We start from the raw sequence: 21,318 nt of genomic DNA on the forward strand, positions 1-21,318 counted from the left end.
TATGGAATTTAAAAATAATACATTTAAAATCGTACAATTTACCGACACACATTTCGGAAACCTACCACATCATGAGGATGATATTAGAACTTTTAATCTTATCGATAAGATCCTAACTGATGAAAAGCCAGATTTGATAGTTCATACAGGAGACATCATGTGGTCTGATGGGGTAAAAGATTCTGACAAAGTTTTTCAAATTGTAATGGAATATTTTGACGAATATGACATTCCCCTTGCAATAACTTTTGGAAACCACGACAGCGAAGAGGGCATTACTCGTTCAGAATTACGCTGTATCTATGACAAAACAATATCAAATAAGCCTGAGAAACAAGATGTTGTTGTAATAAATGATAAGGAAAATTATGTAATTCCTCTTTCAGAAAATGGAGAAGATATTGCATATTTATACTTTATCGACTCAGGTGCTGATGATAGATTTGGCTATGGAACCTACGAGTGGGTTTTACCAGAACAAGTGGAATGGTTTAGACACACAGCTGATAAAAATAAGAAAAATGATAGCGTAAAACGTGGTATAATTTTCCAACACATTCCAATTCCAGAATATTGGCAAAGTAAGGAAAATATTTTATACGGCGTTCAAGAAGAAACTAACGAAGCTATTTCAGCCCCAAAAATCAACACTGGACTATTTGCAAATATGCTACTAAATGGAGAAATTTGGGGCATGCTTGTAGGCCATGACCACGAAAATAACTTTGATAGTGAACTTTTTGGTATTCACTTAGCCTTTGCAAATTCTTCTGGCTACCAAGCCTATGGAGATGTAGCAAAAGGGGCTACAGTCATTGAAATTACAAAAGATCCTTTCGAAATAAAAACTAGAAATATACAGATTGATGCAGATAAATAATAAACTTTTTACCAAAGAATATCAAAATTTATTTTGGCCGCTTTTAGTAGAGCAGATTTTTCTAACCCTTATAGGAAACTTTAATGTATTTTTATTCTCTCTATTTAACGACCAAATGGTAGCAGCAATTGGGATTTCTGACCAATTGCTCAATATTTTTGCAATGATAACCAATATTGTAGTCCTTGGAGCGAGTATATTAATTATTCAAAATGCAGATAAGTCTAGGCTTTCCTATGTAAAGTCTATCCTTAAAGAATCAGTGATTTTAAATGTAATTATCGCCATTTTGATTGTAATAGCCGTATTTTTATTCAATAAAGACCTCTTGATGCTTATGCAAACACCCAGGGAACTTTTGAACGAAACTTCTATATATATAAGGATAGTTTCTGTTTCAATTATATTTTTGGCCATGACATCCCTAATGCTTGGTACCCTGCGTGCCTTTGGTTTTGTAAAAATAGCTGTAAAAGTTTCTGTTATCAATACTTTTTTGGTAATTTTGGGAAATTCAGTAATAGTTATTTTTAACCTAGGGGGCATAAGCTATATTGCTATTGCAACCCTTGTTTCAAGACTATTGGGTATGCTTTTGACATTTTTTACCCTAAAAAGCAAAATTCCAGAATTATTTGATTTTAAGGAAAGCTTTAGGAAAATTCCACTGAAAAAAGAAATTTTGACCCTTGGTATCCCTTCAGCTATGGAGCAGATTTCCTATAATTTTAGCCAGACCATAATTACTGCAATCATAGCATCCTTGGGAACTATTGCAGTAAGTTCCAAAATCTATACCCAAACCATAACTTCATTTATATTTTCAATTGGAGTTGCAGCTGGGGTTGCTGGAAATCTTGTGATTGGTAATTATTACAGAAACAAGGATTTTGAAAAAATAAAGAATTTTGGAGTCATAAACGCAAATAGAATAAGTCTAATTGCAGCAGGAGTAAACTTAATTTTAGCCCTTTTGGGCAGATTTTTGGTAGGGATTTTTACAAAGGATCCAGAAATCACAGAAATAGTAACTCAACTACTATTTTTCCAAATCTTATTAGATCCAATGCGTGTGTCAAATGAAATTTTGGTAAATTCATTAAATGTACTAAAAGATGTAAAATTCCCAGTAATAGTGGGAATTGTAACAACATATATTTTGGTAATCCCACTTTCATACCTTCTTGTAAATAAATTAGGCATGGACCTTAGGGCGGTTTGGATAATATTTATCCTAGATGAGGCCTTAAGAAGATTATTATTTACCCTAAGATTTAAGTCAGGCAAGTGGATTAAGATAAACGAGGTAGACAATGGATACGAAATTTAGAAATATAATAAGCAAGGCTTTTGAAAAAATATATTATTATCTGTCATATTCGCTGATATATATTGTTTCTCTAGTAATGGGCCTAGGATTTTTAACCTTTGCCGGGGCAAATGTTGTGCTTTTTGACCTCAATGAAAAAATTGATCATGAAAGACATAAGGAAAAAATAAAAATCTTTAAGTTTTTTAAAGAAAATATTATAAATTATTCACTAAAATACTTAAAAATTAGCCTACTGTATGTAAGTTTAATATTAATATTAGCAGTAGATTTATTTTACTTTTCAACATCTATCAACCCATTATTTACAGGCTTGTTTTACCTAAATATAATAATGGCCTTTGTACTAGTAAATGCCATGACCCTAAGTTTTTACCTAATGGCAAAATATCCGGGAATGAAATATACAGAAATAGCAAAAAATGCAATCGCATTAGTAATAGTAAACATAATCGATATCCTAGTTCTAAACGCATTTTTAGCAGCAATAGCAATAATACTAATAAAAATCTCAAGTCTACTAATAATTGTCATCCTACCTGGCATTGCAATAGAGCTAGCATATAAATTTTACAAAAAAATGCTTGCCAAGAAATCTATTACTTATTTGCTTTTTAATTTAAATTAGCATCAAGATAATCTTGATGCTTTTTCTTTGTTATTTTTTAAATAAAAACCTTTTTCTAATATCCTTGTAAGATTTGGCCTATATTATATAATTAAATTATGGAGGATAGAGATATGAGTAATTTTAGGATTGAGCATGATTCTCTTGGTGAGATTAGTATAGATGAAAACGCTCTTTATGGGGCCAATAGTCAGAGAGCTTTTGAGAATTTTAATATAAGTGGCCTTAGGATGGATGAGAAATTTATTGATGCTATCCTTGAGGTAAAAAAAGCCTGTGCTATTGAAAATGGGAAGATTGGTCTTTTGTCAGATGATGAAACTGATGCAATTGTAAAAGCTTGCGAAAAGCTTATTGATGGTCAAAATCGAGATAGTTTTATAGTTGACCCTATCCAGGGTGGGGCTGGTACTTCTTTTAATATGAATGCCAACGAAGTGATTGCAAATATTGCTGAGATTAGCCTTGGTGGAAAGGTTGGGGAATACAAAATCATCCACCCAAATGACCATGTAAATAAGGGCCAATCTACCAATGATGTGATACCTACTAGTGGAAAAATTGCTTTAATTAGATATTTTGAAGAATTAATTGAAGAAGCTAATAAACTTATAGATTCTTTAAATAAAAAATCAGAAGAATTTGATGATGTTTACAAAATGGGCAGGACCCAACTCCAAGATGCCATACCAATGAGCCTTGGACAAGAATTTAAAGCCTACGCCAAAGTATTATCTCGTGATGTAAAAAGATTAAAAAAAGCTATAGACGACCTATCTTTTGTAAATCTTGGCGGAACAGCAATTGGTACTGGACTTAATGCTGACAAAAGATATGTGGATGAGGTTGTGGGCGTACTTGCTGATGTAAGTGGCCTTTCTTTAAAGCAAAATGAAGATTTAATAGATGGAACTCAAAACCTAGATGGCATCCTTTTTGCATCATCTGTTTTAAAAACTTTTGCAGCTAGCCTATCAAAAATTTCAAACGACCTTAGACTTATGAGTTCTGGTCCACAAACTGGGATTTTTGATATAAAATTACCTGCCAAACAAGCTGGATCATCTATCATGCCTGGAAAAGTAAATCCAGTAATTCCAGAGGTTGTAAATCAAGTTGCATTTTTGGTAATCGGAAATGATCTGACAGTAACAATGGCAGTTGAAGCAGGCCAGCTAGAGCTAAATGCCTTTGAGCCAGTGATTTTCCACAAACTTTTTGAATCCTTAAAAACTTTAAAAGGAGCAATCTATACTTTAAGAGTAAATTGTATTGATAATATTGTGGCAAATAAAGAAGAATTAAGCATAGAAGTAGAAAAAAGCGTAGGCCTTGTAACGGCGCTTGCCCCACATATTGGCTATGAAAAATCGTCAAAAATAGCTAAAAGAGCATTAAAAACTGGTGAAAGCATCCGAGATATAGTCTTAGATGAAAATCTATTATCAGATGAAGATTTAGATAAAATACTTGACTTTAAAAAGATGATAGAACCTGGAATCCTTGATGAGGAAGAATTATTTTAAGAGGTAAAAATGAAAAAAAGAATTGAAAAAGATTCAATAGGGGAGATTGAAGTCCCAGCTGATGCCCTTTGGGGTGCCCAAAGCCAAAGGTCTATCGAAAACTTCCCAAAAGATACTGAAACTATGCCAAAATCTTTATTAATGGCCCTAGTAAATGTCAAAAAAGCTGCGGCAAAGGTAAATTATGAGGAGGGCAAACTTTCTGATGAGAAAAAAGATTTGATTAATTATGCATGCAATCAAATTTTGCTTGGCAATTATGATGACCAATTCCCACTAAGTATCTGGCAAACAGGATCTGGTACTCAAACAAATATGAATGTTAATGAGGTGATTGCAAATCTGGCAAACAAAAAAGCAGGAGAAAAAATCATCCATCCAAACGATCATGTAAATATGAGCCAATCATCAAATGATGTATTCCCAACAGCCATGCATGTAGCAAGTTTTTTAAATCTAAAGGAGAATTTATTTCCAGAAATAGAAGGTGTTATTGAAACATTATGCAAAAAGGAAAATGAATTTGATATCATAAAAACAGGACGCACTCACCTGCAAGATGCAACTCCTATCAGACTTTCCCAAGAAATTTCTGCATGGAGAGTCATGATTGAGCGTGATTATGAAATATTAAAAGAAACTAGCAAATCTTTAAGAAATCTTGCTATTGGTGGGACAGCCGTAGGTACTGGTCTAAATGCATCTGATACTTTTGGAGCAAATGTAGCCAAGGAATTGTCAGCACTTTTGGATAGCGAATTTACTTCAGACACTAATAAATTTTACCAATTATCCAGCAAACAAGCCTTAGTAGCAAGCCATGGGGCTATAAAAACTTTAGCAAGTGATTTGTATAAAATTGCAAATGATATTAGGTTTTTATCTTGTGGACCTAGATCTGGAATTAATGAATTAAATATTCCAGCAAACGAGCCAGGATCATCGATTATGCCTGGTAAGGTAAATCCAACCCAGGTTGAATCTCTAACAATGGTTGCTATCCAAATAATGGCCAATGACTTTGCAATAACAATGGCAAATTCCCAAGGCCAATTGCAATTAAATGCCTATATGCCACTAATTATCTACAATATGGACCAATCTATAAATCTATTAGCAAAATCTATAAAATGTTTTAGAGAAAATCTTCTAGAAGGTCTTAGCCCAAATAAAGAAAATATAGATAAAAATCTAGAAAATTCACTAATGCTAGTGACAGCTTTATCACCAAAAATTGGTTATGATAAGGCAAGTGAGCTTGCAAAATATGCCTTTGATAAGGGACTTACTTTAAGAGAGGCCAATGGGGAATTAGGGTTTTTAGATGAAGAAGAAATTGATAAATTAATTGATCCTTCAAAGATGGTGTAAGGTTATAAAAAATTATATTAATACTAAATAAGAAAGGATACCGAATTAACGGTATCCTTTTTTAAATTTATTTTATCCCAACAAATTATCAGCATCTATTTCCCAAATACCATTTAGATATAGGCTAGCGTTTTCTTTTATATCTTCCCACTCATTTTCATTGTATGGGAAGTCTTTTACTCCACAAGTGTTGATTCCTACTGAGTTTGCAGATTTTATTGCATAAAGGGCATCATCGTATAGGATTACTTCATTTGCATCTACTCCAAATTTATCTATAGCATATTGCCAATATTCTTTGTCAGATTTTTTGGAATCTGCAAGGTCTGGAGTAGTTAAAAAGCTAAAGTATTGATCGATATTTAGTCTTTCAAAGGCAAGTTTTAAATAAATTGAGTCAGTTGATGAAGCAATTGCCATCTCATAGCCCTTATCGTGAAGCTCTTCTAATTTTTTTAGGGCTCCATCTTTTGGCATTAGTGAATTTTTGTAGCCGTCATTGATGATTTCATCAAAATATTGGCGTACATCATCTTTGCTCATATCCTCTGCTAGTTCATCAGCAATAAATTGACACATACCATCTAATGGTAGGGCTTCGATTTTTCCTTTTTCTTCTTTAGAAAGTGTGTCTAGTCTAAAACCATATTTTTCAAAAATTTCGTTGATTGGGTCTACCCAAATGTGCATAGAATCAAGAATTGTACCGTCGCAATCAAATAATAATTTCATTTTTTCTCCTTTATTTTACAAAAATTGGGGAAGTAGTCACAAGTCTTATGTTTTCTGTATCTTTCATATCCCCAAGGACTTCAAATCTTAGATACCCTTTTTTAGGATTTATATTAAATTCGATATCTTCCCCAAAATTAATTTCTTTTTCAAAAACTAGGTCTTCGTTATTAAAAATTACAATTTTTTTAGGAACAATATTTAAATAATTAGTATTTTTAAAATTGCTTTTTTCTATTGAAATTTTGCCAGCAAAATCACCCTCACTTACCTCATCACCTAGCTCAGTATTTTTAAAATTATAATTAAAAATAATACCGTAGGTTAGATAAGTATTTGCATTTTTGATAGCAGCAAGGATATTTTTTTCATTAATTTCCCCATTTATGCCAAGCATATTAATTGGCACACTATCATCATCTTTAGATTTGACATGCCAGTCACGGCCGCCAAGGGCAGCTAGTTTGTAGCCATCATTTAAAAGTTTTTTCCAAAATTTATAGGCTAATTGAGTTGACTTGCTGTCTTCAGAGTTTTCTCCATTTACAAGTTCCAAATAAGAAAATTTGGAATAATCATCTATATTAAATTCAAAATGACAACCAGTACAAATTGGATTGCCCATATCAAAGGGGTGGTTTATGGAAAAGACTGCATCAGGATATTCGGCACTGATCTCATCCATACAATCTTCAATATTTGTTAGTGTAGCCTTGGTATAATTTCCTGCATCATGAGAGCCTAAAATGAGCAAGTGTCCAAAAAAAGTAGTCCACTCAACTCCATGAAAAACAGGCAAAATGTTCTTATCAAAATTTTTATCATATATTTCATCCACACCTGCATCTGTATTATGGTCGGTTAAAAACATTGCCTTATATCCAAAATCTTTTGCATTTCTCACTACTTCTTCTGGGGTTAAGTGGCCATCAGAATGGTGGCTGTGGGAGTGGAGCAAAACTGGAACATATTTTAAATTACTCATCTATAGCCTCCAATGAAATTTTAGCATCAACATCACTGTTGCAAGAGTGCATGGATAGGACAAACTCGTAAGATCCGGCTCTTACATCAAATTTTTTATAACCCCTGGAAGAAAATTCTCGGCTAACTACTATTTCTTGGTCATTTACCTTATTGTGGTAGGCGCCAACAAATTTTCCTTCATAAAATAGGCTAGTAGTTAGGAAATTTTCAATATTTGCATCAAGAGTTCCCTTTCGGTCCTCCTCACTATAAATCTCATCAGATAAGTACTTTTCCACTGCTTCTTCTAAAACTTCTATATTTTCTCCCTGACCTACATGGGTTGGGGAGTAGGATAATTTTATAATTATTCTATCGAAATTTTCCTCAAGCTTGAAAGGAAATCGTCTGTGGGTCAGACTATCGTTTTTATTTAATTTTAAATTTTCATCTATAATTTGCATTTTTATTCCTTTTCTAATTTTAAATACCAAAAATTATTATAAAAAAAATCTATTAGGGCCATGTTATTTTTTTGTAAAATTTAAATTAATAAAAACTTTTATGCTATACTTAAAAAGAGAATATTAGAAGGAGTTTATTTTGAATATTTTAATTGATTTGTACCTTACTTTTGCCAAAATTGGCCTCTTTACCTTTGGTGGTGGCTATGCTATGCTTCCACTTTTGGAAAGGGAAGTTGTAGATAATAAAAAGTGGGCGACGCGTGACGAAATATTGGATTATTATGCAATTGGTCAATCCACACCAGGGATAATTGCTGTAAATACTGCAACTTTTTGTGGTTTTTCCCAAGCTGGAAACCTTGGAGGCATTATAGCTTCTCTGGGATTTATTAGCCCATCTATAATTATTATTTTAATTATTGCAAATTTTTTAAAGGCCTTTAGCCATATTGTTTGGATTAAACATGCTTTCGCAGGAATACGTGTGGGTGTTTCTGCATTGGTTTTTTATTCGGTTTTAAAATTGCTTAAGAAAAATGCAAACACCCCATTAAAATTTGTCGTATTTTTATTAACTTTTATAGCTATTGGTTTTCTACAAATATCTCCTGTAATTATTGTTATAACTGTTGCTATCTTTGGAATTTTACTTGGAAGGATGGGAAAAAATGCTTAGAATGATTTGGGAATTTTTTAAGGCGGGGCTCTTTGCCATAGGTGGTGGCATGGCTACTATTCCATTTTTGCAAGAAATGGCCAAAAATTTTGGATGGTTTAGTGAAGAAGAATTATTAGATATGATTGCAGTTTCAGAGTCTACTCCTGGTGCAATAGGTATAAATATTTCCACCTTTGCAGGATTTAAATCCTATGGTATCCCGGGAGCGATTTTTGCAACTATTGCTTTAATAACCGGCCCAATTATCATTACGCTAATAATTGCAAGGATGATGGCAAAGTTTAAGTCATCAAAAATAGTTCACGATATGTTTGAAACCATCAGGCCTGCAACAGCTGGTTTGATTTTAGGGGCTATGGCATCAGTTATTGCTATGACACTTTTTAATATTCCATTATTTGGCCAAACAGGAAATATTATGGATTTATTTAAAATTTTACCAATGATTTTATTTGCAATTTATCTTTTTGCCCTAGTAAAATTTAAAAATCTACACCCGCTGCTAGTAATTGGCATAAGTGCTATAATTGGGATTATTGTTGGATTGTAGGGTGAAAAAAAGTATAATCTATAGGCAATATAGAAAAGAATAATAACAGATTTTAAGGAGAAAATGTGAGAAAGCATATATTAGTTTTAAGCCTAGCAGTAATTTTAAGTGCCTGTGGCAATCAAAATGCTGATCAGACAGCTAAAAATGAGCCGACAGAACCTTTAAAAAGAAAAGAAATCATAAATCCAGTACCAGAATTAAAAAGACAAACTATAGAAGAAGATTTAGAAAATCATAAAGATATTCAAGAAGAAGTCCTTCGTGATCAATTGGAAGAAGGCGTTTCTGTATTTAAACAACTTGAAACTGTAAAAATCGACAGCATCAGCGAAGATAGCCCACAAATGTATACAACAATCAATTTTTTAAAAGATGGAAAATTTAACGGTGAATACTTTGCTACTAAAAGTGGGGATGGCTACGATGCCGGCTTAGCTGATGCAGCAAAAAAAGTTGGAACAGATGAAATCCACGTATCTAGTTTTGACGGTGAATTTCAATATATAGAGCAAGTTGGTGATAGATCCTACAAACTTAAATTAAAAAACTTATATATAACTTCAAAAGAGGGTGTGGATAGCAAGATGCCACAAAAGGCCACAGTTGACTTTACTAAACAATTAAATGTAGATGATGAGTACATTTTATTTCTAGATGGTGCACCAATTCCCCTTGAAACAAGGAAGGGAACAGCTCTAGAAAATCAAATCAATCCAATGAATGGACCTGAAAAAGAAAAAGCAAGCCCAGATCGTGCTTACGGCCCAATTCTTTATAGCCCAAGCGAAGATATAGTTTGGAAAACTTGGGTTTATTAATCATTAGAGGAGAAGGCGGATTTAATTCCGTCTTTTGTTTTGCAAAAAAATTATATTTAGGAGATTAGATAAAAATGAAAAAAGTACCTACAATTTTTGACACAGATCCTGGCATAGATGATGCATTTGCCCTAAGCTTTTTAAACAAAAGTGAGATCTTTGATGTAAAAATGCTCTCATCTGTAGCTGGAAATGTAAAACTTAAACACACAACAAGAAATTTAAGAGGATTAGCCTTTGCCATGGATTGGCAAGTGCCTATTTTTAAGGGCCTTGATAGACCAATCTTTGGCAAGCAAATTTTGGCAGAAAGTTTCCACGGAGAAAATGGTCTTTTAGGATACGAATTTAAGGATGATGAGCTTGCAAAATTAGAAAATCAACCTGCAATAAAGGCCATGGCAGAAGTTTTAGAAAAAAATGATAAGACTTTAATCATTGCCGTAGGTCCTCTTACAAATATTGCTAGCCTAATACTGGCCCGTCCTGACCTAAAAGAAAAAATAAAGGAAATTACAATCATGGGTGGAGCAATTGGTATGGGAAATGTGACAGCAAGTGCAGAGTTTAATATCTTTGCTGACCCAGAAGCTGCCGCTATTGTTTTTGATAGTGGCATAAAAATAAACATGCTAGGTCTAAATGTAACAACAAAGACTTCCTATGATATAGATATGCACAAAGATTTTAAAAAATCGAATAAAAAAATAAATGAAATCTTATCATCTGTTATGGATATAAGAATAGACCAAGCAGGAGCAGAGGAAAACTACACAACCTTTATGCACGATACCCTAGCAGTTATGTATCATACAAATACAGAAATTTTTAAAAGCCAAATGATCCATATGGATGTAGAAACAAGGGGCGAATTTACTTGTGGTATGACAGTAGCTGATTTAAGAACACATTCTACTGCTTATAAAAATATAAACTTTGTTTCAGATATTGATATAGATAGTTTTAAGAAAATTTTTATGGATGTTCTTTTATAAGTAAAGATGGAAGTGCTCGATTACTTTAAATTATAATTTCTAAATTTATGTAATAAAAAACCTAAGCTTTAAAGCTTAGGTTTTATTTTTATCTTCTAACTCTTTTTCTAATTTCTCCAATTATGAGTGGTAGGAAAGATAATAGGATTATTATCCACCATTCCCAAGTAATAAATTGAAGTTCAAAAAGTCTTCTTAGTGGTGGTACATACATAACTAAAAGTAGTAGGGCAAATGATAGTAGATTTGCTTTTAATAAGTTTTTGTTGCTAAACCAACCAAGTTCTTTTAATGTATATCTTTCACTTCTTACAGAGAATGCTCTTAAAAGCTCACTTGTAATAAGGGTTGCAAATACCATTGTGTGGGCACCTTCAATATTATTTGGGAAGATGTAGTTTAGTCCAATGACATATGCTGCAAGTACAGAAATTGTAATTGCAATTGATTGTAAGATTACATTTTTACCAGTTTCACCAGCTAGGATTGACTCGTTAGGATCGCGAGGTGGGCGCTGCATAATATCAGCTTCTGCTGGTTCGACACCAAGGGCAAGTGCTGGGAAAGCATCTGTTACTAGGTTTAACCAAAGTAGTTGAATTGGTGTAAGTGGGCTTGGAAGTCCAAATAGGATTGATAAGAATACTATTAAAACTTCGGCAATATTACATGAAAGTAGGAAGCTGACGAATTTTTTGATATTTGAAAAGATTACTCTTCCTTCTTCTACAGCGTTTACTATTGTAGCAAAGTTATCATCTACTAAGATCATATCTGCAGTATCTTTTGCAACGTCAGTTCCTGTAACACCCATTGAAATACCAATGTCTGCATTTTTAATCGCAGGAGCATCATTTACTCCATCACCAGTCATAGCAACAACATTGCCATTTGCTTGTAGGGCATTTACTAATTGCACCTTATTTTGTGGAGAAACTCTGGCAAATATTCTTTTGGTTTTTACAATTTCTTTAATTTCTTCTTCTGATTTGTTATTTAAATCGCTTCCTTGCATAGCTTGGTCTTCATGTTCTGCAATTCCAAGTTCTTTTGCAATAGCTAGAGCTGTTTCAAAATAGTCACCAGTTATCATTATTACATCGATTCCAGATGCGTGGCATTCAGCAACTGCTGCTTTTGCTTCTGGTCTTGGTGGGTCGATCATACCTGTAAGACCTACAAATACCATTTCGCGTTCGATATTTTCTGTTGTAAGCTCTTCTCCTTCTAATGTTTCATATGGTTTAAATGCATATGCCATTACACGGAGGGCTTGTTTGGCAAGTTTTGTATTTTCTTCTAAAACTTGTCTTTTCATATCTTCTGTAAAATCTTCTAATTTGCCATCAATCATGATTTTGCTTGAATTATTTATCATAATATCTGGCGCACCCTTGGTCATTGCATAATAAGTTCCATCCATTTCGTGGAAGGTTGTCATCATTTTTCTATCAGAATCAAATGGGATTTCATCAATTCTTGGATGAGCTTCATTTAAATCTTCTTGGACAATGCCCCATTTTTCAGCAAGGGTTAGCATAGCACCTTCTGTTGGGTCACCAGTTATTTCATAAAGTCCATTTCTCTCAATTAAGTTTGCATCATTTGATAATGAAGCTACAGTCATTAAAAGTTTAATTTGGTCATGATCTGCGATAGTTTCGCCTTCAAGTGTTATATCACCTTCTGGTGTATAGCCAGATCCAGCTACATCAAATTCTTTAAAATCTGTAAATACTTTTGTAATGGTCATCTCATTTTGAGTAAGTGTACCAGTTTTATCAGAACAAATTGCTGTTGTAGAACCTAGAGTTTCTACAGAAACTAAGTTTTTAACAATAGCTTTACGTTCAACCATGCGGTTCATACCAATTGATAATACAATTGTTACTACAGCTGTAAGACCTTCTGGAATTGCTGCTACTGCAAGTGAAACTGCAACCATAAAGTTTTCCAGCCATGACATATTGCTTCTAAAATATCCTACTACAAATACTAGGATACAAACTATAATAACAAGAATTGCAAGTTTTTTAGATAAGTCTTTTAATTGTCTTTGAAGTGGTGTTTCCTTATCAGCTACAGAATCAAGACTTGTTGCAATGTGTCCGATTTCTGTATCATGGCCTGTTGCGGTGATTACACCCTCACCGTGTCCATAAGTTACGATTGATGATGAAAAGGCTGAGTTTTTGCGATCTCCAATACCTACTTCTGTATCATAAACTTCATCTGCATCTTTTTCTACTGCTACTGACTCACCTGTTAATGATGATTCATCAATTTGTAAGTTTCTAGAATCTAGAAGTCTAATGTCAGCTGGGATGATATCACCTGTTTCAAGAATAACAATATCCCCAGGTACAAGATCTTCTGCCCTTACTTTTCCACGCTTTCCATCACGTACTACAGTTGCCTCTGGGCTAGACATTTTTTGAAGAGCTGCTACACTATCTTCTGCTTGTCCTTCTTGATAAATACTCATAATAGCATTGATAATTACAATTGCAATAATGATGATTGCTTCAACAGTATCGCCTGTGAAAGCTGATATGATTGATGCTACTATAAGCAAGATAACCATCGGATCTAAGATTTGTTCTTTGATTTTTTCTAGCATTGACTTTTTGTTTGATGACTCAATTCTATTTGGGCCATATTTATCCAAACGAGCTTGTGCTTCGCTAGAAGAAAGACCAGTCTTAGGATCTGAATTTATTTTTTCTAATAAATCTCTTTTAGAACCTTGGTAGTCCATATTTCCTCCTATAAAATTTTTGCAAAAATGGTAATAAAAAAGACTTTTGGCTAAAACTGCCAAAAGTCTTGCCACCGTATGAGGGTTTATTTAACCGGAATAAAATTCGTTTTGACGATTAAATAATTGGGCTACTCCCTTTTGCTACTCTCATTATAAGCTAAATTGAGGAAAAACACAACAAAAAATTTAAAGGATATTGGACAATATGTTATATGGAAAAATATTATAAAAAGATTGATAAAATTTATTAATAAACATTATCAAGATAACTATAAAAGATTATTTTTAACAAAGTTTATTTCCCTATTTTTAAGGCAAGCAAACGTATTCAATATGCTTGACTTTTTTGATAAAAAAACATACTATTAGTATAGGTAAAGAGACGTCTTTATCAAATAAACGCAATCATGAGTGTGTTTTTAATTTACTATAACAAAGTAAAAGGAGTATAGAATGTTAAAATTTAACCTAAGAATGGGTATTGGTGCTCCTGCTTCACCTATTGTAAATAACGGTGATGAGGTTAAAAGAGGCCAAAAAATTGCTGATTTTGACCCTGAACAATTATCAGTACCAATTTATTCATCTGTAAATGGTAAAGTTAACGAAGTAACTGATGAAGCCATCTACATAGAAAAAACAGATGATAATAAGGATTATTTAAAAATAGAGAAAAAAGATAATCTTGCTGATGTTGCTAGAGAAGCTGGTATTATCGGACTTGGTGGTGCAGGTTTCCCAACATATGTAAAACTTAACACAGATTTAAAAGGTGAGGGATATCTTTTAATAAATGCATCAGAATGTGAGCCTATCCTTGAGCATAACATTGCACAAATTAAAGAAGACCCACAAAAATTTATAGATGCTGTAAAACTTGTTAAAGAAGGAATCAATGCAAAAATGGCATTTATTGCTATGAAGATAATTCATACAGAAGAAATCAAAGCATTAACAAAACTTCTTAAAGAAAATAATATTACAGACATTAGAGTTTTCCCACTTAAAAATATGTATCCAGTTGGTGAAGAACGTGCAATCATTAGAGACGTTTTAAACCAATTACTAGGAGTAACTGACCTACCAAATGTTGCTAATGCAGTTGTAATGAACTCAGAAACAGCTATAGCAGTTTATGATGCATACACAGATGGCAAACCACTTATTGACAAAATGATGACAGTTGCTGGAAACCTAAATAATTTAGGCAAAAACGAATATGCAGTAAGAACATATCCAATCGGGACAATTCTTTCTGATATCATCGAAGAATTTGGTGGAGTTCGTGAAAATTCTGGAGAAATCATCATCGGTGGACCATATACAGGTCATTCAATGCTTGAAGAAGAAATTTTATCAAAAACAGTTGGTGGAATCATCGTAGCAGACCCATGTGAACAAGTAGAAAAACTTGGTATCATTCGTTGTGCTTGTGGACCAAACAAAGATAGATTACTTCACATTGCAGAAATGATGGGTGTAAAAGAAGAAGATTTAGTAGGATATGAAACTTGTAAAAATGCTATGGAAGTAAAACCAGGCGTATTTAAATGTCAAAACCCAGGTATTTGCCCAGGACAAGCAGAAAAAGTATTAAATCTTTACAAAAACGGTGCAAAAGATATCTTGATCGGACACTGTACAGATTGTTCAAACACAGTAGCAGCAAACGTTGCAAATATCCCAGTAGAAATGCACCATGCTACAGACCATGCTAAAGATTCAATGGGCATGGAAAGAACAAGAGCAATGAAGTAAAGGAGCAAATATGGCATTAACACATGAACAAGCTCAAGCAAATCTTGATAAAAAAGCTGTATTAGCTTTAAGATCAGTAGAAGGCACAACAGTAAATGAATCGCTTCTAGAAGATCCAGCAATGTTTGACCAATTAGTAGATTTAGGACTAATCGAAATTCCTGAAGATACACTAACAATTGGCGAAGTTCTAGGTGCTGAAACCAAAGGACTTGTAGAAGGACTAACAGCTATCACACCAGATCTAGTAGATACATCAAAAGTAGTAAGTGCAGTAGAAGAAACTAGCCAAGAAGTTTCAAACGAAGAAGCACTTGCAGCAACAAGTAGTGAAGATGTAGATATTAGCTTTGACTTTAGCGAAACAAGCAGCAATGGTTTCGTAATTTCAATCGAAGAAGGAAGAGATATTAGATTAGAATTCGAGTTCTAATTTAATGATTTTAATCATCATAAAATTTAGTTAAATTATTGTTAAAATACTTACAAAATAGTATAATAACAGTAAATATAGGTAAGTACTACAATAGTAGTTATTTATAAATATCTTTATTAAGGAGGACATATGTCACTATCAAAAGAAATGGCTGAAAAGCATAAAAATGACCCTGCCGTTCTTTGCTGTAGAGCAGAAGCAGGAACAGTGCTATCAGAACATAACTTAGAAGACCCAGCATTATTTGATGAAATGGTTGATATGGGAATTCTTGAACTTCCAGAAGACACATTAACAATCGGTCAAGTATTGGGAGCGACACTTAATACAACAGCAGACTCACTAACAGCTTTAACTCCAGCAAATGCTGATAACTACAAAGAAACAGTAGAAGAGGAAGAAGAAACAAGTGAAGAAGTAAGTCCAGCTGAAACACAAACAGCGGCAGCTAATCAAGCAAATGCAAGATTAAGCGAAGCTGGTACATTTGCACCAAAACTTGCTAACGGAGTAGTAAAAATCCATATTGGAGAAGGTAAAAACATCAACCTTGAAATTCCATTATCAGCAGCAGCTAATGGAGCAAGCGCAGTTTCTTCAAACGATAACGATCTTTTAGTAGCAAATCCATCAGAAGTTGACGGAAGTGCAGCAGAAGCAAGCGTAAGCGAAGCTGATGTAAAAAAATCTGTACTAAAAAGAGAAATCGTAAAAATCAAAGAAGTAAAACTTGGTGATGAAACAAAAGTTGAAAATGGTGTAATTACAATTGATGAAAGCTTAATTCAAAAAGCAACTGATTCAGAAAAATTAGTAGTAGATGTTAAACTTGACATCATCACACCAGATAACTACGACGAATACTCAAACACAATCATGGACGTTCAACCAATCGCAACAAAATTAGATGGTGCAGAACTTGGTGAAGGTACAACAAGACTTGTTGAAGGTGCTGTAATCGTAGTAACAGGTACAGATGAAAACGGAGTACAAATCGGTGAGTTCGGTTCTTCAGAAGGTGAAATGGATAGAAACATTATGTTCAACAGACCAGGTTCACCAGATGATGGAGATATCCTAATCAAAACTGACGTTACAATCAAAGCTGGTACAAACATGGAAAGACCAGGACCAATGGCGGCTCATAGAGCAACTGATATCATTACTCAAGAAATCAGAAATGCCCTTAAAGATCTTGAAGAATCAGCAATTGAAAGAGTAGATGAATTTGAACACGTTCGTCACCCAGGTAAACACAAAATTCTTTTAGTAAAAGAAATCATGGGACAAGGTGCGATGCACGATAACTACATCTGGCCAACAGAACCAGTAGGTACTGAAGGAGCAAAAGCTAACGTAGACTTAGGTAACGTGCCAGTAATTGTAAACCCACTTCAAGTACTAGACGGTGTTATCCACGCATTAACATGTATAGGACCAGCATCAAAAGAAACATCTAGACACTACTTTAGAGAACCACTAGTATTAAAAGCTCTAGAAGATCCTGATTACGATGTTTGTGGTGTAATGCTAGTAGGATCTCCTCAAGCAAACACAGATAAAACATATGTATCAAGATTCCTAGGAACAGCAATTGATACAATGGACCTAGAAGGTGCAATCGTTACAACAGAAGGATTTGGTAACAACCACATCGACTTTGCAAGCCACATTGACCAAATTGGTAAACGTGGAGTACCAGTAGTTGGTATGACATACTCAGCAGTTCAAGGACAACTAGTAGTTGGTAACGAACACATGAATGCAATGGTTGATAACAACAAATCTCGTCAAGGTATCGAAAACGAAATCCTAGAAAATAACTGTCTAGCAGAAGAAGATGCAATAAGAGCATTAGAAATGCTAAGAGCTAAAATCGAAGGTGAAGAAATCGAAGAACCAAACAGAAAATGGACACCAGATGTTAAAGAAGCTAACGTTAAAGCTATCGAAGAACAAACTGGTCAAACAATCGAACTCGTTCCAAACGAAACTTCACTAAAAATGAGTAAAAAACGTAAAGAAATCTACGAAGCAGACGATTTCGATCCAACAGATGTCTAAGAATCAATATGACGATCCAATGGGTAATTTAAATTACCTACAAGGCACTATAATGGATGTCTCCGATGGAGGAGTACACATATCATTTTTTGGTAGACTTGGGGAACTACACATACCAAAAAGAATGATCATTAGTGATAGACCTGCAAAAGTAGGCGATATTGTAGGGATAATGTTAACTTATCCAGAAGTAATTGAAGAATACGAAGAAAAGGAGAATAATTAATGGCTGTAAAAGGTTTAAAATCAGAAATCTTTGTACCTATTACTCCAGATCCAGTTTGGGCTGAAGTTAACAAAGATTTATCTGAAATGACAGTAGCACTTGTTACATGTGCCGGCGTACACATGAAAAGTGACAAAAGATTTAACTTAGCTGGTGATACATCTTACAGAATAATCCCTGGAGATGGAAAAACAGAAGATATGATGGTATCACACGGTGGTTACGATAACTCAGATGTTAACCGTGATATCAACTGTATGTTCCCAATTGATAGATTAAGAGAATTAGCTGATGAAGGATTCATCAAAGCTGTTGCACCAGAAAACTTTGGTACAATGGGTGGTGGTGGAAACGTACAAGTCTTCACAGAAGAAGTAGGTCCAGAAATCGCTAAAAGACTTTTGGATGAGAACGTAGACGCTGCTATACTAACTGCTGGCTGAGGTACTTGCCACCGCTCTGCCGTGATTTTGCAGAGAGCAATTGAAGAAGCTGGTGTACCAACAGTATTAATCGCAGCTTTACCACCAGTAGCTAGACAAAATGGTGCTCCAAGAGTATCTGCTCCAAGAGTTCCAATGGGTGCTAACGCTGGTGAACCACACAACGTAGAAATGCAAACAGCAATCGTAAAAGAAAGTTTAGAGCTTCTAGAAACACTAGATAGCCCAGGACACATAGTTCCACTTCCTTACGAATATGAGGCATCAATCTAGATTTACTTTTTAAATTTAGGATACAAAATCAATATTAAGGGGAAGAGAAATCTTCCCTTTGATATGATTTTTAATAAAAAACCTAATTAAAAATTTTTGCCCTTGATTGACAAAAAATATTCTAAGTATCATTACAAGGGTTAAGTAAATCGTTTACTTATATACAAAGCTTGTTGACATATTTAAGCTTTTCCTACAAAATCAACAAGCTTTTATATTTACATATTATTTAACAGGTATTATTTTTTATAAGGAGACATCATGAAATTTCAAAAAAATATTAATGCTGTAGACGGACACACAGCAGGTGAGGCTGTAAGAACAGTAGTAAGTGGTTTTCCAAAAGTTCCAGGTGAAACATTACCAGAAAAAAAACAATGGCTAGAAGATAACATGGATTGGGTAAGAACAGGAATTATGCTTGAACCAAGAGGACATAATGAAATGTTTGGTTCTATGCTAGTAGACCCAGTGGATCCTGAAGCTGACTATGGAATTATCTTCATGGACGGTGGTGGATACTTAAACATGTGTGGACATGGAACAATTGGGGCTATGACTATTGCTGTTGAAACAGGAATAGTAGAAGCTGTTGAGCCTGTAACTCACATAGTTCAAGAAGCACCAGCTGGTATTATCCGCGGAGATGTTACAGTAGAAGATGGAGTTGCTAAAAAAGTTTCATTTAAAAACGTACCATCTTTCCTTTATAAACAAGACCAAGAAGTAGAACTTCCAGGTTATGGCAAAATAAAATTTGATATTTCATTTGGTGGATCATTCTTTGCAATCGCAAAAGTTGAACAAATAGGTCTAGAAATTGTTCCGGAAAATGCAGCAAAATTAAGAGACCTCGGTATCCAATTAAGAGATATTATCAATGAAGAGATTGAAATCCAACACCCTACTCTAGAACACATCAAAACAGTTGACCTAGTAGAATGGTGGTCAGAAACAGACAATCCAGATGCAACTCTTAAAAACTGCGTAGTCTTTGGTCAAGGCCAAGTTGATAGATCACCATGTGGTACAGGAACATCTGCAAAACTTGCTACACTATTTGCAAAAGGTGAACTAGAAATAGGCGAAAAATTCTACTATGAATCAATCCTTGGAACAATTTTTGAAGGTGAAATTGTAGAAGAAACAAAAGTTGGGGATTTTGATGCAATAGTTCCACAAATTACAGGTTCAGCTTATATTACAGGATTTAATAACTTTATTTTCAACGAAGAAGACCCACTAAACCACGGATTCATCCTTTCATAATAGGAGAAAAACATGATTTTAACAGTATTAAAGAGCTTATTCTACATCGCCTTTGTAGGCTTTGCGGGCCTTCTAGGAGTTGATGTAGCAAAACATAAAGAAGACCTTAGGGCTACATCAAGCAAAGATAAAGCAAAACTTGCAGGAATTGGTTTTGTAACAAACTTTGCTGATACCCTAGGAATCGGATCATTTGGACCGATCGTAGCTTTATTTAATGCCCTAAAGGTAAATATTAGTGATAGACTTATACCAGGTACACTAAATGTATCTTGTACACTACCAGTATTATTTGAAGCTATTCTATTTACATCTGCAGTAGATATGGATCCACTTACACTTGCACTTATGATAGCTGCAGCAGTAATTGGTTCATACTTAGGTGCAGGTGCAATTTCAAAAATGGATGAGAGAAAAATTCAAAGAGTTATGGGTATTGCCCTATTTTTAGCAGCTACAATTATGCTTATCACTCACCCATATTTTGGACTATTTGAAATGCAAAATGATGCTATTGGATTTACAGGTTGGAAACTAATAGTTGCTGTAATTGGTAACTTCATCCTTGGTGCTCTAATGAGTGCTGGTGTTGGACTATATGCTCCATGTATGGCAATGGTTTCTCTACTTGGTATGAATATCAAATTAGCATTTCCAATTATGATGGGTTCTTGTGCCCTACTTATGCCAGCAGGATCTGTTAAGTTTATCAAAGAAGGCGCTTATGATAGAACAGCAGGCGTTCTTATAAATATATTAGGTCTATTAGGTGTAGTTGCAGCTTATTGGGGAGTAAAAAATGCAAATATCGACATTCTTAAATTCGTTATTATTGCAGTTATTTACTACACAGCTTACACAATGATTAAGAAAAGTAAGGCTCCAAGAACAACAGAAACTGTTACAACAACAGAAACAACAACTACTACTAGAACAGCAACAGATGATAAGGTAGAAGATACAAAAGAAGTTTATGAATCAAAATAAAATAATATTAAAAGATGAGGCTATTGCCTTGTCTTTTTTTGTGCAAAAATAGTTTTAGAATTTCATCATATAATGTAAGTTTAAAGAAAAATTAACCAATAATTGGTAAAGATTATGACTTTAAAAAAAGTTTTTAAAAATGATTGACAAAGTCAT

At 34.0% G+C, this 21,318-nt stretch carries 20 protein-coding genes; 16 read left to right on the forward strand and 4 right to left on the reverse strand.

The window, feature by feature from the left end; all coding sequences use genetic code 11:
* The first annotated feature begins 1 nt into the window (after position 1).
* From ACKRLN_RS08240 to ACKRLN_RS08260, 5 genes are all read left to right on the forward strand, one after another.
* On the forward strand, positions 2 to 880 hold the full coding sequence (locus ACKRLN_RS08240) for a metallophosphoesterase family protein (protein ID WP_296142772.1): 879 nt from the start codon (positions 2 to 4) through the stop codon (positions 878 to 880).
* Complete coding sequence (locus ACKRLN_RS08245) at positions 867 to 2,210, forward strand: MATE family efflux transporter (RefSeq protein ID WP_296142771.1); 1,344 nt, start codon at positions 867 to 869, stop codon at positions 2,208 to 2,210. Before ACKRLN_RS08240 ends, ACKRLN_RS08245 begins: the two co-directional genes overlap by 14 nt.
* Positions 2,194 to 2,838 carry a hypothetical protein gene (locus ACKRLN_RS08250; protein WP_296142768.1) on the forward strand — a complete coding sequence of 215 codons (645 nt, stop codon included), beginning with the start codon at positions 2,194 to 2,196 and terminating at the stop codon, positions 2,836 to 2,838. The genes ACKRLN_RS08245 and ACKRLN_RS08250 overlap by 17 nt, the downstream gene beginning before the upstream one ends.
* A 113-nt stretch (positions 2,839 to 2,951) precedes the next feature.
* Positions 2,952 to 4,364, forward strand: coding sequence for an aspartate ammonia-lyase (locus ACKRLN_RS08255; RefSeq protein ID WP_296142765.1), 1,413 nt, complete (start codon positions 2,952 to 2,954; stop codon positions 4,362 to 4,364).
* 9 nt (positions 4,365 to 4,373) lie between these two features.
* The gene (locus ACKRLN_RS08260) at positions 4,374 to 5,735 is read left to right on the forward strand and encodes a class II fumarate hydratase (RefSeq protein ID WP_416334837.1); all 1,362 of its coding nucleotides are present in this window, start codon (positions 4,374 to 4,376) and stop codon (positions 5,733 to 5,735) included.
* A gap of 72 nt (positions 5,736 to 5,807) precedes the next feature.
* Here the strand turns inward: ACKRLN_RS08260 and ACKRLN_RS08265 are convergent, their stop codons facing one another.
* Genes ACKRLN_RS08265 through ACKRLN_RS08275 form a run of 3 tightly spaced genes read right to left on the reverse strand, consistent with a single transcriptional unit; the run spans position 5,808 to position 7,897 of the window.
* Positions 5,808 to 6,467, reverse strand: a complete 660-nt coding sequence (locus ACKRLN_RS08265) for an HAD family hydrolase (protein WP_296142758.1) — start codon at positions 6,465 to 6,467, stop codon at positions 5,808 to 5,810.
* A 10-nt stretch (positions 6,468 to 6,477) separates the two neighbouring features.
* Positions 6,478 to 7,452 carry a CehA/McbA family metallohydrolase gene (locus ACKRLN_RS08270; RefSeq protein ID WP_416334838.1) on the reverse strand — a complete coding sequence of 325 codons (975 nt, stop codon included), beginning with the start codon at positions 7,450 to 7,452 and terminating at the stop codon, positions 6,478 to 6,480.
* Positions 7,445 to 7,897 carry a hypothetical protein gene (locus ACKRLN_RS08275; RefSeq protein WP_416334839.1) on the reverse strand — a complete coding sequence of 151 codons (453 nt, stop codon included), beginning with the start codon at positions 7,895 to 7,897 and terminating at the stop codon, positions 7,445 to 7,447. The genes ACKRLN_RS08270 and ACKRLN_RS08275 overlap by 8 nt, the downstream gene beginning before the upstream one ends.
* A gap of 139 nt (positions 7,898 to 8,036) precedes the next feature.
* On the opposite strand from ACKRLN_RS08275, the gene ACKRLN_RS08280 reads away from it, so the two are divergent.
* The 4 genes from ACKRLN_RS08280 to ACKRLN_RS08295 all read left to right on the forward strand — a co-directional run bounded on the left by ACKRLN_RS08280 (position 8,037) and on the right by ACKRLN_RS08295 (position 10,945).
* On the forward strand, positions 8,037 to 8,576 hold the full coding sequence (locus ACKRLN_RS08280) for a chromate transporter (protein WP_296142749.1): 540 nt from the start codon (positions 8,037 to 8,039) through the stop codon (positions 8,574 to 8,576).
* A complete protein-coding gene (locus ACKRLN_RS08285; RefSeq protein WP_296142747.1) occupies positions 8,569 to 9,129 on the forward strand; it encodes a chromate transporter in 561 nt (186 codons plus the stop codon). Before ACKRLN_RS08280 ends, ACKRLN_RS08285 begins: the two co-directional genes overlap by 8 nt.
* Positions 9,130 to 9,194: 65 nt before the next feature.
* Positions 9,195 to 9,950: a hypothetical protein gene (locus ACKRLN_RS08290; protein WP_296142744.1), complete on the forward strand. Its 756-nt coding sequence runs from the start codon at positions 9,195 to 9,197 to the stop codon at positions 9,948 to 9,950.
* Positions 9,951 to 10,024: 74 nt separating this feature from the next.
* Positions 10,025 to 10,945, forward strand: coding sequence for a nucleoside hydrolase (locus tag ACKRLN_RS08295; RefSeq protein WP_296142740.1), 921 nt, complete (start codon positions 10,025 to 10,027; stop codon positions 10,943 to 10,945).
* 88 nt (positions 10,946 to 11,033) lie between these two features.
* On the opposite strand, the gene ACKRLN_RS08300 is transcribed toward ACKRLN_RS08295, so the two are convergent.
* Positions 11,034 to 13,703, reverse strand: coding sequence for a cation-translocating P-type ATPase (locus ACKRLN_RS08300; protein ID WP_296142735.1), 2,670 nt, complete (start codon positions 13,701 to 13,703; stop codon positions 11,034 to 11,036).
* A 456-nt stretch (positions 13,704 to 14,159) separates the two neighbouring features.
* Here ACKRLN_RS08300 and prdC point away from each other — a divergent pair, with 456 nt between their 5' ends.
* The 7 genes from prdC (at position 14,160) to ACKRLN_RS08335 (ending at position 21,162) form a co-directional block, all read left to right on the forward strand.
* Positions 14,160 to 15,464 (forward strand): proline reductase-associated electron transfer protein PrdC, encoded by a 1,305-nt coding sequence (gene prdC / locus ACKRLN_RS08305; RefSeq protein ID WP_296142733.1) that lies wholly within the window; start codon positions 14,160 to 14,162, stop codon positions 15,462 to 15,464.
* Positions 15,465 to 15,474: 10 nt separating this feature from the next.
* Positions 15,475 to 15,897, forward strand: coding sequence for a hypothetical protein (locus ACKRLN_RS08310; RefSeq protein WP_203127092.1), 423 nt, complete (start codon positions 15,475 to 15,477; stop codon positions 15,895 to 15,897).
* A gap of 132 nt (positions 15,898 to 16,029) precedes the next feature.
* Positions 16,030 to 17,964 carry a D-proline reductase (dithiol) proprotein PrdA gene (gene prdA / locus ACKRLN_RS08315; protein WP_296142730.1) on the forward strand — a complete coding sequence of 645 codons (1,935 nt, stop codon included), beginning with the start codon at positions 16,030 to 16,032 and terminating at the stop codon, positions 17,962 to 17,964.
* Positions 17,957 to 18,190 carry a CBO2463/CBO2479 domain-containing protein gene (locus ACKRLN_RS08320; RefSeq protein ID WP_296142727.1) on the forward strand — a complete coding sequence of 78 codons (234 nt, stop codon included), beginning with the start codon at positions 17,957 to 17,959 and terminating at the stop codon, positions 18,188 to 18,190. Before prdA ends, ACKRLN_RS08320 begins: the two co-directional genes overlap by 8 nt.
* Entirely contained in the window at positions 18,190 to 18,906 is a 717-nt protein-coding gene (prdB, locus tag ACKRLN_RS08325; protein ID WP_274379860.1) for a D-proline reductase (dithiol) protein PrdB, read from the forward strand. The genes ACKRLN_RS08320 and prdB overlap by 1 nt, the downstream gene beginning before the upstream one ends.
* A gap of 261 nt (positions 18,907 to 19,167) precedes the next feature.
* Positions 19,168 to 20,175, forward strand: a complete 1,008-nt coding sequence (locus ACKRLN_RS08330; RefSeq protein WP_416334840.1) for a proline racemase — start codon at positions 19,168 to 19,170, stop codon at positions 20,173 to 20,175.
* A 12-nt stretch (positions 20,176 to 20,187) separates the two neighbouring features.
* The gene (locus ACKRLN_RS08335; protein ID WP_203127086.1) at positions 20,188 to 21,162 is read left to right on the forward strand and encodes a sulfite exporter TauE/SafE family protein; all 975 of its coding nucleotides are present in this window, start codon (positions 20,188 to 20,190) and stop codon (positions 21,160 to 21,162) included.
* Positions 21,163 to 21,318: the final 156 nt, after the last annotated feature.

Source organism: Anaerococcus sp. AH8042_DFU013_CI05 (assembly GCF_047936775.1).
In the GTDB taxonomy this organism is placed as follows: domain Bacteria; phylum Bacillota; class Clostridia; order Tissierellales; family Peptoniphilaceae; genus Anaerococcus.